Source organism: Methanobrevibacter millerae (assembly GCF_900103415.1).
GTDB lineage: Archaea > Methanobacteriota > Methanobacteria > Methanobacteriales > Methanobacteriaceae > Methanocatella > Methanocatella millerae.
Window position 1 is genome coordinate 15,051 of record NZ_FMXB01000011.1, and the last position, 14,613, is coordinate 29,663.

19 protein-coding genes and 1 tRNA gene are annotated in these 14,613 nt (G+C 37.4%); 12 read left to right on the forward strand and 8 right to left on the reverse strand.

Annotation, left to right across the window (positions count from 1 at the left end; translation table 11 throughout):
• Window positions 1-24 precede the first annotated feature (24 nt).
• The gene (locus F3G70_RS07190; RefSeq protein ID WP_223166043.1) at window positions 25-990 is read left to right on the forward strand and encodes a cell wall biosynthesis protein; all 966 of its coding nucleotides are present in this window, start codon (window positions 25-27) and stop codon (window positions 988-990) included.
• Window positions 991-2,049 carry a glycosyltransferase gene (locus tag F3G70_RS07195; RefSeq protein WP_149732028.1) on the forward strand — a complete coding sequence of 353 codons (1,059 nt, stop codon included), beginning with the start codon at window positions 991-993 and terminating at the stop codon, window positions 2,047-2,049.
• Here F3G70_RS07195 and F3G70_RS07200 read toward each other — a convergent pair.
• The gene (locus tag F3G70_RS07200; RefSeq protein WP_149732029.1) at window positions 2,044-3,339 is read right to left on the reverse strand and encodes an FAD-dependent oxidoreductase; all 1,296 of its coding nucleotides are present in this window, start codon (window positions 3,337-3,339) and stop codon (window positions 2,044-2,046) included. The genes F3G70_RS07195 and F3G70_RS07200 overlap by 6 nt on opposite strands.
• A gap of 85 nt (window positions 3,340-3,424) precedes the next feature.
• On the opposite strand from F3G70_RS07200, the gene F3G70_RS07205 reads away from it, so the two are divergent.
• Window positions 3,425-3,703, forward strand: coding sequence for a HypC/HybG/HupF family hydrogenase formation chaperone (locus F3G70_RS07205; RefSeq protein ID WP_149732030.1), 279 nt, complete (start codon window positions 3,425-3,427; stop codon window positions 3,701-3,703).
• Here F3G70_RS07205 and F3G70_RS07210 read toward each other — a convergent pair.
• The 7 genes from F3G70_RS07210 to F3G70_RS07240 form a co-directional block, all read right to left on the reverse strand.
• Complete coding sequence (locus tag F3G70_RS07210) at window positions 3,697-4,200, reverse strand: amino acid-binding protein (protein ID WP_149732031.1); 504 nt, start codon at window positions 4,198-4,200, stop codon at window positions 3,697-3,699. The genes F3G70_RS07205 and F3G70_RS07210 overlap by 7 nt on opposite strands.
• A gap of 133 nt (window positions 4,201-4,333) precedes the next feature.
• Window positions 4,334-4,408 (reverse strand) — tRNA-Ile (locus F3G70_RS07215).
• Between the two features lie 138 nt (window positions 4,409-4,546).
• Window positions 4,547-4,831, reverse strand: coding sequence for an iron-sulfur cluster assembly protein (locus F3G70_RS07220; protein WP_149732032.1), 285 nt, complete (start codon window positions 4,829-4,831; stop codon window positions 4,547-4,549).
• Window positions 4,832-4,918: 87 nt separating this feature from the next.
• Window positions 4,919-5,827, reverse strand: coding sequence for a DUF5591 domain-containing protein (locus F3G70_RS07225; RefSeq protein WP_149732033.1), 909 nt, complete (start codon window positions 5,825-5,827; stop codon window positions 4,919-4,921).
• A 2-nt stretch (window positions 5,828-5,829) separates the two neighbouring features.
• Window positions 5,830-6,324 carry a TIGR00295 family protein gene (locus F3G70_RS07230; protein WP_149732034.1) on the reverse strand — a complete coding sequence of 165 codons (495 nt, stop codon included), beginning with the start codon at window positions 6,322-6,324 and terminating at the stop codon, window positions 5,830-5,832.
• Window positions 6,325-6,333: 9 nt separating this feature from the next.
• Window positions 6,334-6,870 carry a transcription factor gene (locus F3G70_RS07235; protein ID WP_149732035.1) on the reverse strand — a complete coding sequence of 179 codons (537 nt, stop codon included), beginning with the start codon at window positions 6,868-6,870 and terminating at the stop codon, window positions 6,334-6,336.
• A 62-nt stretch (window positions 6,871-6,932) separates the two neighbouring features.
• The gene (locus F3G70_RS07240; RefSeq protein WP_149732036.1) at window positions 6,933-7,784 is read right to left on the reverse strand and encodes a coenzyme F420-0:L-glutamate ligase; all 852 of its coding nucleotides are present in this window, start codon (window positions 7,782-7,784) and stop codon (window positions 6,933-6,935) included.
• 47 nt (window positions 7,785-7,831) lie between these two features.
• Here F3G70_RS07240 and F3G70_RS07245 point away from each other — a divergent pair, with 47 nt between their 5' ends.
• The 9 genes from F3G70_RS07245 to F3G70_RS07285 all read left to right on the forward strand — a co-directional run bounded on the left by F3G70_RS07245 (window position 7,832) and on the right by F3G70_RS07285 (window position 14,524).
• Window positions 7,832-8,398 (forward strand): pyruvate kinase alpha/beta domain-containing protein, encoded by a 567-nt coding sequence (locus F3G70_RS07245; RefSeq protein WP_149732037.1) that lies wholly within the window; start codon window positions 7,832-7,834, stop codon window positions 8,396-8,398.
• Window positions 8,399-8,486: 88 nt separating this feature from the next.
• On the forward strand, window positions 8,487-9,626 hold the full coding sequence (gene ftsZ, locus F3G70_RS07250; protein WP_149732038.1) for a cell division protein FtsZ: 1,140 nt from the start codon (window positions 8,487-8,489) through the stop codon (window positions 9,624-9,626).
• Window positions 9,627-9,747: 121 nt separating this feature from the next.
• Window positions 9,748-9,927 carry a protein translocase SEC61 complex subunit gamma gene (locus tag F3G70_RS07255; RefSeq protein ID WP_149732039.1) on the forward strand — a complete coding sequence of 60 codons (180 nt, stop codon included), beginning with the start codon at window positions 9,748-9,750 and terminating at the stop codon, window positions 9,925-9,927.
• A gap of 239 nt (window positions 9,928-10,166) precedes the next feature.
• Window positions 10,167-10,634: a transcription elongation factor Spt5 gene (locus F3G70_RS07260; RefSeq protein ID WP_149732040.1), complete on the forward strand. Its 468-nt coding sequence runs from the start codon at window positions 10,167-10,169 to the stop codon at window positions 10,632-10,634.
• On the forward strand, window positions 10,634-11,116 hold the full coding sequence (locus tag F3G70_RS07265; RefSeq protein ID WP_149732041.1) for a 50S ribosomal protein L11: 483 nt from the start codon (window positions 10,634-10,636) through the stop codon (window positions 11,114-11,116). The genes F3G70_RS07260 and F3G70_RS07265 overlap by 1 nt, the downstream gene beginning before the upstream one ends.
• A 178-nt stretch (window positions 11,117-11,294) precedes the next feature.
• The gene (locus F3G70_RS07270) at window positions 11,295-11,933 is read left to right on the forward strand and encodes a 50S ribosomal protein L1 (RefSeq protein WP_149732042.1); all 639 of its coding nucleotides are present in this window, start codon (window positions 11,295-11,297) and stop codon (window positions 11,931-11,933) included.
• A complete protein-coding gene (locus tag F3G70_RS07275; RefSeq protein WP_149732043.1) occupies window positions 11,933-12,946 on the forward strand; it encodes a 50S ribosomal protein L10 in 1,014 nt (337 codons plus the stop codon). Before F3G70_RS07270 ends, F3G70_RS07275 begins: the two co-directional genes overlap by 1 nt.
• Before the next feature lie 60 nt (window positions 12,947-13,006).
• Window positions 13,007-13,315: a 50S ribosomal protein P1 gene (rpl12p, locus tag F3G70_RS07280; protein WP_149732044.1), complete on the forward strand. Its 309-nt coding sequence runs from the start codon at window positions 13,007-13,009 to the stop codon at window positions 13,313-13,315.
• Between the two features lie 273 nt (window positions 13,316-13,588).
• A complete protein-coding gene (locus tag F3G70_RS07285) occupies window positions 13,589-14,524 on the forward strand; it encodes a hypothetical protein (protein ID WP_149732045.1) in 936 nt (311 codons plus the stop codon).
• The last annotated feature ends 89 nt before the right edge of the window (window positions 14,525-14,613 follow it).

Sequence of the window (14,613 nt, forward strand, 5' to 3'; positions counted from 1 at the left end):
TGATAAACCTAGTGAGTTAATATTATGTACGAATCGATGTTATATGCATTTATATTCATTTTTATTGTTTGTGCAATAGGAACTGCTTTTATAGATGCCTTATTCAGATTTCTTGGTAAAAGGGGGTATTTAGGTAATTTATTCCCTAATGTAAGGGGAGGAATACCTCGAGGTGTAGGAATTGTCCCGGCAATCATACTGTCTTTTTATATGCTGCCGAGCTGCACCGATCTGATTATAATAATCGCTATTTGTGCATTCATAGATGATATATTCGGAAGAAGAAAGTTCAGCTTTGCAAACATTGAAATCGGCCAACTTTCACGTGGAATAGGCATGATTTTAGTAATGATAGTTGGATTTATTGAAGGATTCGGATTTTCATCCATTCTGATCGCTTTCTTAATACAGCCTTTAAACATTTCAGACATGCAGCCAGGTTCATGTGCGATGGTTACTATGGTAATGTCATTAATAACCGTGGCCTGCATGCTGATTGTTGCTTCACCTTCAATTGAAGAGTTGCCTGCTGTCTACACTCCGTTATTGATTTTTGTAGTCTGTCTGGCTTATTCTCCATTGGATTTCCTTGGAAAAATCATGCTGGGGGAAGTCGGAAACCACACCTTCGCGGTAGCTTTGGGAATCGCCTTCTACTATATCGGAGGATTCTGGTGGGTTGCACTGCTTTTCATATTCACGGTCTGCTTTACTGCATTTGTCAGAAGAAGCACGCTCAAGGTATTCTTCAGGCAAAGGTTGAGGCTTCTTGACCCGACATTCGGAGACTACGTTATGGATGTCCTCACAGGAGGGGGATTGGGAGACCTTGTACGCAAATGGGTTCTTGGAGATAAACAGATTGAAGTTACAAGTGACATTCTAATTGCTTTCGGATTTAGAAGACTTTTATACAATCCTCATGCCGACAATCCAAAGGGATTCACTCCCAGTCAAAAAGAAATCCCTTCCCTTAACAGGAGGCTTTAGGTGAAGGCGTTAGTCGTAATTACCGGAAGGGGGCTTGGGGGCGATGCCGTTATAGCATACAATGTCATCACAGCCCTTGAAGCGAGAGGAGTCCAGTGCGAACTTGCCCTTGACGAATCCGCACCGGGAATACTTTTCAAAAAGAAAGGCTACACATGGCACAATATTTCAATACCTCAGGCAGGAGGACATGCCGCAACCAAGCTGTCATCAGTTAAGGCAGCATTAAAAATGATAACCGCCACCTTTAAAGCAAGAAAACTAATCAATAAATTAAACGTTGACTTTGTTGTGGGAATAATCGGCGGAGGAGCAATTGTAGCAAGCGTAGGTTCCAAATTATCCAAAAAGCCCTGCGTAACATTGTGCTGCACGCCGTTGGACATGAAAGTATGTCCTAAACTTAACCATTGTATTATTTTGCCGGAATATGATTTGTTCAGGCAAGATACATTGCCCGAAAACCTGTCCAAGACATATTATCCTTTAAATGATGACGTTAATTCAGGCAATAGGGAAATCGCCTTTGAAAAGCTTAAGGAATTTCCACTCTTTGATGAAAGAAAAAAAACAATACTTTTTTCTTCAGGATCATCCCTTTTTAAGGGCATGATTGAGGCCGCAAACAATTTCGCCGAATTCAGCGACGAATACAACGTTCTTCTTGTCGGCTATCCGATGCATGACGAGTATCTTGAACTGATCAATGAAGAAAAAGTTATCTATCTGGGATATATAGATTGGCTTAACCATATTTTCAATTTTGCCGATTTGGCGGTTTTAACAGATGATGGGGTAATGATTGAAGAGGTTTTAGCCTGCAGACTCCCGATTGTCACCGTAACAAAAATAAAATGGGGAAGATACCATAACATGGCAGGACTTTTCGAAGGTGCAATACTGGAAACTGACATTGAAGATGCCAATGAAACCATCTTAAAGGCCTTTGAAAACTACGATTCCCTTAAGGAACACACCAATGACTATGCTGACGAGCTGTTAGCCACCAAATCAAAACTTGCCGGAAAAATAATTGACATTTGTGGAAATGAATCATAACCACAAAGTCTTGATGATTTTATAGTTGGTATCCGTAGACGGATGCACTTCAATGAAATTTGAATAGTCATCCAGAGGATAGTCCATTCTCATTAAATAGGATAAATATGCAATATCGCTTGTTGATGAAGGTGATATTGAGTTGATTTTCTTGATTTTATTGTTTTCGCTGTCAAATTCGATTTTCGTATATCCGGTTTCTCCGGTAAGTATTTTCCAGAATGCGTTAGGCCCTCCGATTCCCGGAAACGCTATGGTTTCGCTTTCAACGTCCCCGATTTTCTTGTTTTCAACAAAGCTCACTTCAGTGTTCAGACTTATCGTTTGGGGAACTGACTCGTAGCTTATCTTGTTGAGGTATCCGGCCATGTTTCTTGCAGCGCAGATTCCCTCCATTCTTGCTACGGGTGTTAATTGCCAGCCTCCGGTAACGTCTCCGGCGGCGTATATGTTATCTCTGGAAGTCTGCATGAATTCATTGACTTTGATGGTCTTGTCTGGATTCAGCTCAACAAAGCCTTCAGCAATCTCTGAATTCGGAACCCTTCCTGTTGCAAAGAAAGGCACTCCTTCCAAAGACTCTCCATTGTCCAAAACAACACTGTTCTTTCCACATTCAACAATATCTGTGTTTTCAATCACGTTAACGTCTTTAAGAATCTTTTTTAAGATGTAACTTTTGGCGTCCTCGTCAATTTCCTTTAAAAACTGGCTTCTTACAATGACGTTGACTTCACTTCCCAGAGTTGAGAAGATATTGGCTATTTCGCTTGCGATGACTCCTCCGCCAATAATATTGAGTTTTTCTGGAATATCATCGAGCTTTAAAATGTCTTTATTAGTTAATCCATATTCATTTCCTTTAATCTCTGGAATATGTGGTCTTGCGCCGGTAGCTATCAATAGATTGTCGTATTCGTAGCTTTCATTATTAACATTAACTTCATTTTCATTGATGCTTGCCTCTCCGTATATTACGGTATTTCCAACGCTTTCGTTTTCCATCTGGTTTAGTTTTCTAAGCATTTCCTGTGTTTCAACAATTTTAGCAGCTATCTTGTCGTAACTGACATCAACCTGGCTTTTGATAAAGCCGTATTCATTGAATCTTTTGTTTGAATCTATAAATTTTGATATGTCGCTTAATGCACAGATAACCATGCAGCCTTCATTTAAGCATGTACCTGCAATATGGGCTTTTTCAATCAAAATAACTTCTTTTCCTAATTTTCCAAGCTCGTATGAGCCTAATCTTCCTGCTGGACCGGATCCTATTATAATATTCGCCATATTTTCACCATTAGATAATTATATATAATGAATTATAATATATTTTATTTATTAACTAATTTAATTATATTGGAGATGGAAAAATATGTGTATTGCCGCACCGGCGCAAATTGTAAAAATAGACAGGGAAGCCAATTTGCTCTACGCCGACTTCGGCGGGGCAAGACAGGAGGCTAAAATGGATCTTCTTCCTGACGTGGAGCTTGGAGATTACGTTTTAATCCATGCTGGTTACGCTATCGAAAAGTTATCCGAGGAAGCCGCCAAGGAATCTTTGGAAGCTTGGGAAGAGCTTTTGGAAGTTCTTGAGGAAGAAGACAAAGAAATGGAACAGGCTAGAAAAGAAGCCGGTTTAGATCAATAGATTGACACTCTATTGATTCCTTTTATTTTTAAGAATTCACTAATCAAATCACCGTTTATAGGATTTTCTGTAATTATCGTAAGGATTGGAGTTTCCTGCATCTGACTGTCCTCGGCATAAGCCTGCCTTATGTTAATTCCCTTTTTTGAAATCAAATCTGTCGTTGCAGCAAGTATTCCCTCGTTGTCAGACCCCACTTCTATTTCTATAACTCCCAAATCGACGATTTTGGCAATGTTTTTAAGTAATGTTCCCGCAGGCATTATGTTGTTGAAAAGGTCAAATAATTCAGGGTCTTCCTCAATGATTTTAATCGTTGATTTTATTGCACGCCTGTCGACGCCTGCCGCTGTGGCAAGTGCTTTATCGCTGATTTTTAAATTTCCACAATAGACTTTGCCGTTTTCATGAACGGATAATCCCAGTTCAATCATTTTTTCCGCAACACGTATCCTTGCCGGATATTTCTTGAATTTTTCCTCTATAATTTCCCACATTTTTATACTCCATTACACTTTTTTGTACATTTAAGTAATATTATGTAGAACATGGTATATAAATAATTTGGTAAAATGACGAGAAAATTATCATGTAAAAAAAAGTTATTTTCAAAAAAAATAGTTTTAGAAGTAGGCTAGATGGGATTCGAACCCACGACCTCCCGGTTATCAGCCGAGCGCGCTAACCATGCTGTGCCACTAGCCTATATACAACAAATATATTTATGGTAATTATCAATATATAAGTGTTTTGGTTTTTCGACTTTTTCAGCGAAAAATTGAAAAAATTCAAGTTAATTAGTTTAAACTAACTTGAAAAGTGATGTGGTGTTTGAAATTAAATTTACCTGTTGATCATTTCATTAATGGAATCTGCCATTATGTGTCCTTCGACAGTGATTACGGCTTTGGATATTCCTTCAACTTTTTCTGCTTGAATTTTAGCGTCAGCAGCAATACGGGTAACACTCATACAGCCAGGGTTGGTTGGCTTAATGACAATGTTTGCAACGTCGCCGTCAACGCTTATGTCCTGTACAATTCCCATTTCAACAATACTGATACCCATGTGAGGGTCGTTAATTACCGCAACTGCGTCTCTGATTGAATTGACTAATTCTTCTGACATTTAATATTCACCTCTAGAATAATAATATAACAACTAATATAGTTATGTTTATGCTTAATGTATTTATACATTATTGTTTTTCAAAAATTATTTTACGCGATGCTTGAGCTTAACACCAATGCCGTTGCTACATAATTCCATTTCACGACCGGTTAAAATTGCCTTTCCAACGCCTACAACGTCTCCGTTTCGAACAACAACGACTTCGTCATTAGGAATGATATTGTGGTCGGCCTTTTCTATTCCCGGCGCAAATACGGTGTTTGTTGTGAGGTCAAAATCGATATTGACAATGTTAATGCCTAAATCCCTTAAAATCTCTCCTCCGGCCAGATTCAATCGGTAAAGGCCGTAATCCTTATTTAAAAGAGCTATCTGAACGCCGTCAACGGTAATCTTTTTGTGATATCTTCCTTTCGTTTTCACGTTGTCTGGAATGAAATCTTTCGCTTTTGGACCGAACTGATAAACTGCAATTGACCTGAGCTCATTTAAAACCTTGTCTCTTCTGTTAATCTTTTCATGATTTTTAAGCTCCATCCTTAGGTTGTAAAGTGAATCCGGAGATGTCGGCTTGCCGTTTTGGCACGTAAGCGTAAAGTCATCGAGGTAGGCTTCACAGGACTCTAGATATCCTCCGTGAAGATGTGCAACAACCCTTTTTCCCTCGCAGTACTTCTTAATTAGCTGGCCGGTTTCCTTAATTTCGTTTTCAGACCATGATCCGGTCGTGCTGACGTCATAGGATTGTATCGGGAAGGTATTTTCAAGTTCCCTTGGACATATTCCAAAGGGGGAAGTTACGATAAGCTCCTGAAATGATCTTGTCAGCTTTCTGAAGGCTTGATGGGATTTGGAGTCGGAATAAGGTTTTTTCATGCTGCATGGAAGCAGAACGACGCTGTCTCCAACAGGCTTCATCATTTCCATCCTTTCTCTCCATCTGACCGCTTCGGGCCTGTACAAAGATTCTTCACTTGAACATATCACTTTCATCGCTAATCATCCTCAAAAGCTTTAATCAATTCATTATCCATTACAATAAGTCGTTTAATGTTGTCTTCAGGCTCATCCATTCTGGAGCGCCATTTCTTAATCACGTAGTCAACGTCAACCTCTTTCGTTCCGCTGATGAGATTGTCGGCATGGGCGACGATTTTTTCCTCCAAGGTCTCAGGAACATATGATTTTTCAGGAAGACCTAACTTTTTAGCCTCATCTTTTGTGATTCCGGCGCCTATATGCCTTTCAATGATATTTAAAACGTCCTCGCCGTATCCGTATTGCTGGGCAATCTTTCGCCCTTCAACGGCATGGGAAATCCCGTGGGTTTTAGACCTTCCGATATCATGCAGGAGAGCACCCTTTCTAATCAAATCCTTATCAGCTTCAGGAAAATTCAGGGCAATCTCTGATGCCTTTTTGCAAACCGCTATTGAGTGGGCAATCACGTTTTCAGGGGTTTTTTCTTTTTTAAGAATTTCAATTTCCATCATATCAGTTTATTCTTGAATTGAATCTTCAAATTTCTTGAAATTCTTTTTGTCGATAGTTATTCTTCTTTTCAATAGGCTTTTTTCCTTTTTGGCATCATAGGGTTCCAGTTCATAGTCGCAAACCGGACAGTAGAATTCGTATTCGGAAGATTCGGTGTAATCTCCCTTAAAATGTTCAGGTTCCATACAGCAAACGAAGTACAAATTGTTCTCCAAATTGTCAAGCAAGTCTTCTCTTTCCTTTAATCTTTCAGTATAAAAATCAGTGACTTCTTTTACATATTCTTCCTTGTCGAATTTCCATGTGTATGTGAACCATTGAGTTTCAGGGTCTTTGTTTCTTTTGTATGTAGCTATTGAAGCGTCATGAAGCTTGTATAAAAGTTTTCTGACGGTATTTAATTTGATGTCCGTTTTTTCGTGGATTGCCTCATCGGTTTCAATCCCGTCAATTAATGCTTGGATGATGGCTTTAATATTTTTCAAGTCTTCCGGTGCTACAATTTGTACTAGAAAATCGTTAACTATTGGATTGTTTATCATTTGATTACCCCTAAAACTATAACAATAATATATTTATGTCAATACTATTATAAAAATGTTAGTTACTTTTTCCTTATGATGACGGCTGGGGTATGGGTTATGCTGTCCAGATCTTCAACAGTAACTTCCTTTTCGGAGGTACCTAAAACCTTTTTAACGTCGTGTATGGTTTTCATTTCACTGGAGAGGGATTTCTGATAATCCTCGGCAATGTTGGCTATTTCAAGACCCTTTTCGACGCTGATTTCTTCGCTGCAGCCTAGGGGCGTTGAACCCATGTTCTCGCTTAACTGGCCTTTAACGTATCCGAAAAATCCTCTGTCGGCTTCGATTCCGTTAATGGCTATCGGCAAACCTGTAAAGTACTTGCCGTTTTTCATGTATGTGGCGTCGGTATCGATAATCATCACGCAGACTTCCTTTCCGATTTGAGCTTTAATTTCCTTTGCCACTTTTTCGGGATTGTCTGGAAGAAGGGAAACGCATGTTCCTGGAGCGTTACTTAAATCAATTCCTGCTTCGGAAGCCGGCTTTAATGCATGCTTTAAGCCGTATAGCTGCAGAACCACTTCTTTATGGGCTTTAGTCTCTTCGGGTAATTTTCTCAAGTTATTGATGGTTCTTTTTTTGATTTTCAAAAGGGGTCCGAACACGTAGCCCCAGAGGTACTTGCTCCACACTACCGTCAGGAATTTGGCGGTTAATGAAGGCGTATACTCGGATTCGTCCACCAGACGTCCCTGGGATATGGCAATTGGAGTTTCTGCAATGACCAGATAGTCTCCGTCTTCCATCAGTTCCCGTGCGGGATTAATAATCGAGCTTAAATCCTCATTCGGCTTAATGTATCCCGTTTCAATCGGAATAACAATGTAGTCCCCGTTAATCACATGCTTTATATTATCATCAATCATATAAATCCTTAAATAATATATGCCCATTAATATTATATAAAGGTGAGATGATGAAAATAACGTATTTTGAAAAAGAAGGTGAAGATTACACTGATGAACTTGTAGCTGCTGTAAAGGAAAGACTGGACGAATCCGATGAAATAGATACCATTGTAATAGCTTCTGCAACCGGAAAATCTGCATTGAAACTCTATGATGCCGTTGAAGGCGACGCTGAAATAATCAATGTTACCCACCATTCCGGATTTAAGGAAGAAAACACCCTTGATATCACCGATGAAATGCTGGAAACTCTTGAAGAGAAAGGAATTTCAACATTAATCGGATGCCATGCTTTCAGCGGAGCAAACCGTGGAGTAACCAATAAATACGGAGGTTTCGCTCCTTTAGATATTGTTTCAGACACTCTTCGTATGATTTCTCATGGAGTTAAAGTGGCCTGTGAAATTTCAATCATGGCTGCTGATGCCGGTTTAATCTCCGTTGGCGAAGAAATCATAGCAATTGGTGGAAGAGGCTCAGGCGTGGACACTGCAGTCATATTGACTCCGGTCAATGCCAAGGATTTATTCAATCTGAAAATCCATGAGATTATTGCAATGCCTAGAGATTAATTTTATAAATTATAGTTGCATTTAAATATAAGTTTAAATAGAAATATTTACAAATATTTTTTTTAAGCAGAGTATGTGGGGTTAATTCGTGAAATTTATAGATGATGCAATTAAAGAATCTGAAGAAAGAATGGAAAAGGTAGATTCCAAAAAAACTATTCCGTCCACAGCAGACGATGATCTTTTACCATTTATCCAAAAAACTAATATTTTTGTTGTTGGAGCCGGTGGTGCTGGAAACAACACTATTTCAAGATTATCAGAAATCGGTATTGAAGGTGCAGCAACTATTACTGTAAATACTGATGCACAAGACTTGTATTACAGTCAATCCGATAAAAAAATTCTTTTAGGTAGAAAAACTTCCGGTGGATTAGGTGCAGGTGGAGATCCAGCTATCGGTGAAGAATGTGCTGAAGAAACCGAAGATGAAATAAGAGAAGCTCTCGAAGGCGCAGACATGGTATTCGTTACCTGCGGTCTTGGTGGAGGAACCGGTACAGGTTCAGCTCCTATCGTAGCTAAAATCGCTAAAAAATTAGGCGCCTTAACCGTAGCTGTTGTTACCATGCCGTTCTCAGCTGAAGGTATTAGAAGAAGAAACAATGCTGATGAAGGTTTTGAAAAGCTTAAAGAAGCAGCCGACACTGTTATCGTCATTCCAAATGATAAATTGCTGGAAGTAGCTCCAAACCTTCCATTGACTAAAGCATTTTTAGTTTCCGATGAAATTTTAGGCAGAGCGGTTAAAGGAATCACCGAATTGATTACAAAACCTGGTATTGTCAGTTTGGACTTTGCTGATATTAAGAGTATCATGGAAGGCTCCGGAATGGCAATGATTGGTATGGGTGAATCCGACTCCGGAGACAGAGCATTGGAATCAGTGCATGAAGCTTTAAGCAGTCCTTTACTTGACATTGATATTTCAAACGCTACCGGTGCTTTAATTAACATTTCAAGTGGAGAAGACTTGACATTGCACGAATCCGAAAAAATCGTGCAGGTTGTTGCTGACAAACTTGACCCTGAAGCAAACATCATTTGGGGTGCTCAACTTGATCCTGCATTGCAAAGCACTGTCAGAACGACTATTGTTGTTTCAGGTATTGAATCCGGTGACGGAAGCTCTTCTTCTGTTGATTTTGAGGATGATAGCGAGGTATCAACCGATGAAGCAAAAAGCACCAACGATCAGTTAGATGATTTTATTGATGGAATTTTCTAAATCCATCAAAATTTATATATTTTTTTCAGTTTATAGAAAACTATATAAATAAATAAATTTATAATATTGTATATTACTATTTTATTATAATTTACTAAATTTTTTATTTCGGGTTATTTAAATGGATATAAAAGAACGTTTTGATAAATTTGTTAAAGACAGTAAAAGGGTATTAAAAGTAGCAAGAAAACCAGATAAGGCAGAATATCTAGATTTAGTTAAAATTACCGCTCTCGGTATTCTAGTTATCGGTGCTGTCGGTTTTGTTATAGTTTTAATTGGTAATTTAGTAGGTTTATAAAACCTTTCTTTTATTTTTTTAAATTAGATCGCCCAAAATAAATTATAATGAAATTTTAATTTCTTTTCAAAATCTCGTTTTTTTTGAAAACTTTATATACTATAATTAATAGATATATAGATATTATAGAAATCTATTTTGCAAGATTTTTTTAATCTTGTTACATTGTTTTTATAATAACTTTTAACTTAATATATGATTTTATTAACAGTAAGAATATTTAAATAGGTGAATTTTTCATGGAAGATACTAATAGTTCCATATATGCTCTTAAAACATCCGTAGGTCAAGAAAGAAACGTAGCTAGACTTTTAGCACGCAAAGCTAAAATGCCTGGTGTTGGCATTTTATCAATTCTTGTTCCTGAATCTTTAAAAGGGTATATCTTAGTTGAATCTGTAACAAAAATAGATTTAAGAAATCCTAATTTGAAAGTACAGCATTTAAGAGGTGTTGTCGAAGGAAAAGGTGGTATAACCTTTGATGAAGCTAAAAGATTCTTAAAGCCAGAACCTATTATTTCCTCAATTCAAAAGGGAAGTATTGTTGAACTCATTTCTGGTCCTTTCAAGGGTGAAAGAGCTAAAGTGGTTCGTATTGATGAATCACGTGAAGAAGTTGTTCTTGAGTTAATAGAAGCAGCAGTTCCAATTCCGGTAACTGTTAAAGCTGATCAAATAAGAATAATTCAAAAGGAGGCTGACTGATGGCTAAAGATACAGTCGAAGTTCTTATCGAAGGTGGAAGCGCTACTCCGGGACCTCCATTGGGCCCAGCTTTAGGACCTTTCGGTATTAACATGATGCAGGTAGTTGATGAAATTAACAAAAAAAGTGCTGACTTTGCAGGAATGAAAGTGCCTATCAAAGTCACCATTGATAGAGATACCAAAGATTTCGAAATTGAAATCGGTACTCCGCCAACTACAGCTTTAATCATGCAAGAATTAGGCATCGAAAAGGCTTCTCACGAACCGGGTTTAGACATTGTCAATGACTTACCTATCGAAACTGCATTGAAAATCGCTAGAATGAAGTACGATTCATTACTTTCTAACGATTACAAGGCTGCAACCAAAGAGGTTATGGGAACCTGTGTAAGTATGGGAATTTCCGTAGACGGCAAAGACCCAAGAGAAGCACAAAAAGACGTCGATGCCGGCGTATATGATGATATCTTAGTAGAATAGATATCGGTTAATAAAATTTAAGTTAATATGTAAAACGGTGTATATGATGTTATAATTTACGGATTATAATTGATATACTGTTTTTTAATTCATGCAATCGTGAAGAATTTTTTCTTGCAAACGATCTCATGAAACCAAAAATAAACCACTGAACAGAAAATGTTCATGGGGGACGAATATGACACAAGATATAGTTAATGCGGTGAAGGAGGCTAAAGAACAATCTAAGCCGAGAAACTTCACTGAGTCCGTAGATATTATTATTAATATCCGTGACTTAGATGTCAAAAGGCCAGAAAATAGGTTTAATGAGGAAGTTACTCTTCCTAAAGGCCGTGGCAAAGAGGTAAAAATCGGAGTCATAGCTGATGGGGAACTTATTGTTCAAGCTAAAGATGCAGGCCTCGATCTTGTAATCAACAAAAACGATTTAGAAGAGTTAGGAAAAGATAGAAAAGCTGCCAAAAAAATGGCAAACTCTGTCGATTTCTTCATAGCTCAAGCTGATATGATGCCACTCGTTGGTAGGTTCCTTGGTCCGGTTCTCGGTCCTCGTAACAAAATGCCAAAACCAGTTCCGGCAAGTATCAAACTTGACCCTCTTTTAGAAAGATTACAAAGTACTGTCAAAGTTGGCGTAAAACAACAGCCACTCATTCAAATTGTTGTTGGAAGCCAGGACATGTCCGAGGATGATATAGCTGAAAATGTGGAAACTGTTCTTACAGTCTTAGACCGCAATTTAGAAAAAGGAAGAAGTCAAATAAAATCCATGTTTATTAAAACAACTATGGGTCCAAGCGTGAGGGTGATCTAATGGCTCATGTTGCTGAATGGAAAAAAGAAGAAGTTTTAGAGCTCAAAGGTCTCATAGACAAATATGATGTCGTTGGTATTGTCGATTTACTCAACATTCCAGCAAAACAGCTTCAGGAAATGAGAAGAAATCTCAAGGACAAGGCTGTTATCAGAATGTCTAAGAAAAACCTTATTGATTTAGCTCTCGAAGATTGTAATGCTAGCAAAAACAACATTGTTGATTTGTCTGGACATATGGACGGTCAAGTTGCAATTATCGCAACCGAAATGAATCCGTTCAAGTTATACAAAATCCTAGAAGATAGTAAGACCTCTGCTCCTGCTAAGCCAGGAACTATCGCTCCGGAAGATATTGTAGTACCTGCCGGTGATACAGGATTCGAACCTGGTCCGTTTTTAGGTGAATTGCAGCAAGTTGGAATTCCTGCAAAGATCGATAAAGGAAAAATTGTTGTTCAAAAAGATACTGTTGTTGTCGAAGCAGGCGAAGCAGTACCTAAAGATGTTGCAGCAACCTTATCAAGATTGGATATTAATCCAATGGAAGTGGGAATTGATTTAAAAGCAGTATATGAAGATGAAGCAGTTTATACTTCAGACTTACTTGCAATCGATGAAGAACAAACAATGGCTGACTTACAAGGCGCAATCAGAAGCGCATTTAACTTGTCTATTAACGCAGCTATACCTACTGATGAAACTATTTCCAGCATTATTACTCTAGCTTACACCAGAGCAATTAATGTCGGTGTAGAAGCAGCAATATTAACTTCAGAAACTTCAGGACCAATTATCGGACTCGCACAAGCTAAGATGTTAGCTATCGCATCAGCTGTCGCTGACAAAGCAGGTGCTATTGACGATGAATTAGCTGAAAAACTATCAAACGTTGCTGTTGCAGCAGCTCCAGTAGTTGAAGAAGTTGAAGAAGAGGAAGTAGAAGAAGAGGAAGAAGAGGAAGAAGTATCCGAAGAAACAGCAGCAGCTGGTTTAGGAGCTCTCTTTGGTTAAAATTAAATTTAAAATTTTTTGATTTAAACATTATAATTTAAATAAACTAATGGTGATAACATGGAATATATATATGCGGCAATGATTTTGCACAGTGCAGAAAAAGATATTAACGAAGAAAATGTTAAAAGTATTATTGAAGCAGCAGGAATCGAAGCAGACGATGCTAGAATCAAAGCTTTAATCGCAGCTTTAGAAGATGTTGACATCGACGAAGCTATGGAAACTACTGCTATGGCAGCAGCAGCTCCTGCAGCAGCAGCTCCAGCAGCAGCTGAAGCTGTCGAAGAGGAAGAAGAAGAGGAAGAAGAGGAAGAAGAAGTTACCGAAGAAGCAGCAGCAGCTGGTTTAGGTGCTTTATTCGGATAGATTTTTTTAAATCTATCACCTTTATTTCTTTTTTTTAATTAACCAAAACCGATTACCAAATAAATTACCATCAGAGCCATGACTATCACACAGATTAATATTTGCCAATACTATAAGTTAAATGAGGAAGAATGGCATGATAATTTTCTAGTATATCTTGATGAAAAGCTTGCTAATTGGGATTTCAGAAATTACTGGAAGTCAAATGAGGATTCCAAAACTAATCTTATTGGAGGTCATCATAATGAATATCTTGATATTATTAGAAAAAAGGTGTCCTATGATGTTTATCATTTAGATGATGCTAAAATTAATGTATTTTTGGAGAAATTAAATGATTTTGAAGATATTTTTAAACCTAATTCTGAACCAACATTTTTTGCGAAATTAACATATTCCGTATGTGTTGAATTTTATGATGAGAATGGTATGTGGTTCAATAATATTTTCTGGCAATTTCCAAAAAACTGGATTGATTTCGGGATTTTGCTGGAATATCTCATTGGCTTTGATGTTTTGAATATTGATTACTCTAAACAATTCATCACAACAATTAATTATGACATTAAAAAAGAAGGAATATTTGATTTAACTACTAATAGAAAGTTAGACCTTAAAAAAATCAATTTTAAACATTATTCTAGTGATTATTCATTTTTCACTAAATTCTGCATTGATTTTCAAGAATCAAAAATGTATAGGCTATTTGATGATAACTGTGTTTTTTCCTCTCAGAACTTAACGGATTTTGAATTAAACAAGATTAATGAGCTATTAATTGAACATAATATATTTCTATGGAATCAAAAAGAGTCATGGGCTCCAGTTAATGAGGATAATCCTCAATGCATGTGGGATATCGAGCTTATATTTGATAATGATGCTATTTTTCATGCAGGATCTTCGGATAGTTATACTTTAACATATTTCGATTTCGGTTCAGCCCTGCTTGATTTATTTGGAAAAGATTTGCTGAAAATCGCCGAACCGGATTATGGGAAATTTAAATGTAAATATGCTCTTAAATATGAATGTAATCAATACAAAAAAGGATTTATTGAAGGTTTAAATTTCGGAGCTCTTGAAGTAATTGAAAATAATAAGTTTGAGATAGCCAAATACATGTTCTACGAAGGATGGTCTTTTGATGCCATTTCTGAGATTACTGGATTGAATTTTGATGAAATCAAATCTTTACCTTTACATTAATGGCTGTCGGCTTGTTGACTATTGTGTGTTTTTTTTATTTATTGAAGGAGGAAATTTTTAAATATTATTAATTTGTATATATATATCCT

What these genes read in the sequence shown, in the direction of transcription:
- F3G70_RS07230 (WP_149732034.1), bottom strand. Translation starts at nt 6,324, where the DNA reads ATGGAAATTGAAATTCTTAAAAAAGAAAAAACCCCTGAAAACGTGATT.
- F3G70_RS07235 (WP_149732035.1), bottom strand. Translation starts at nt 6,870, where the DNA reads ATGATAAACAATCCAATAGTTAACGATTTTCTAGTACAAATTGTAGCA.
- F3G70_RS07190 (WP_223166043.1), top strand. Translation starts at nt 25, where the DNA reads ATGTACGAATCGATGTTATATGCATTTATATTCATTTTTATTGTTTGT.
- F3G70_RS07255 (WP_149732039.1), top strand. Translation starts at nt 9,748, where the DNA reads ATGGATATAAAAGAACGTTTTGATAAATTTGTTAAAGACAGTAAAAGG.
- F3G70_RS07245 (WP_149732037.1), top strand. Translation starts at nt 7,832, where the DNA reads ATGATGAAAATAACGTATTTTGAAAAAGAAGGTGAAGATTACACTGAT.
- F3G70_RS07265 (WP_149732041.1), top strand. Translation starts at nt 10,634, where the DNA reads ATGGCTAAAGATACAGTCGAAGTTCTTATCGAAGGTGGAAGCGCTACT.
- F3G70_RS07240 (WP_149732036.1), bottom strand. Translation starts at nt 7,784, where the DNA reads ATGATTGATGATAATATAAAGCATGTGATTAACGGGGACTACATTGTT.
- F3G70_RS07270 (WP_149732042.1), top strand. Translation starts at nt 11,295, where the DNA reads ATGACACAAGATATAGTTAATGCGGTGAAGGAGGCTAAAGAACAATCT.
- F3G70_RS07205 (WP_149732030.1), top strand. Translation starts at nt 3,425, where the DNA reads ATGTGTATTGCCGCACCGGCGCAAATTGTAAAAATAGACAGGGAAGCC.
- F3G70_RS07225 (WP_149732033.1), bottom strand. Translation starts at nt 5,827, where the DNA reads ATGAAAGTGATATGTTCAAGTGAAGAATCTTTGTACAGGCCCGAAGCG.
- F3G70_RS07220 (WP_149732032.1), bottom strand. Translation starts at nt 4,831, where the DNA reads ATGTCAGAAGAATTAGTCAATTCAATCAGAGACGCAGTTGCGGTAATT.
- F3G70_RS07210 (WP_149732031.1), bottom strand. Translation starts at nt 4,200, where the DNA reads ATGTGGGAAATTATAGAGGAAAAATTCAAGAAATATCCGGCAAGGATA.
- F3G70_RS07260 (WP_149732040.1), top strand. Translation starts at nt 10,167, where the DNA reads ATGGAAGATACTAATAGTTCCATATATGCTCTTAAAACATCCGTAGGT.
- F3G70_RS07275 (WP_149732043.1), top strand. Translation starts at nt 11,933, where the DNA reads ATGGCTCATGTTGCTGAATGGAAAAAAGAAGAAGTTTTAGAGCTCAAA.
- rpl12p (WP_149732044.1), top strand. Translation starts at nt 13,007, where the DNA reads ATGGAATATATATATGCGGCAATGATTTTGCACAGTGCAGAAAAAGAT.
- F3G70_RS07200 (WP_149732029.1), bottom strand. Translation starts at nt 3,339, where the DNA reads ATGGCGAATATTATAATAGGATCCGGTCCAGCAGGAAGATTAGGCTCA.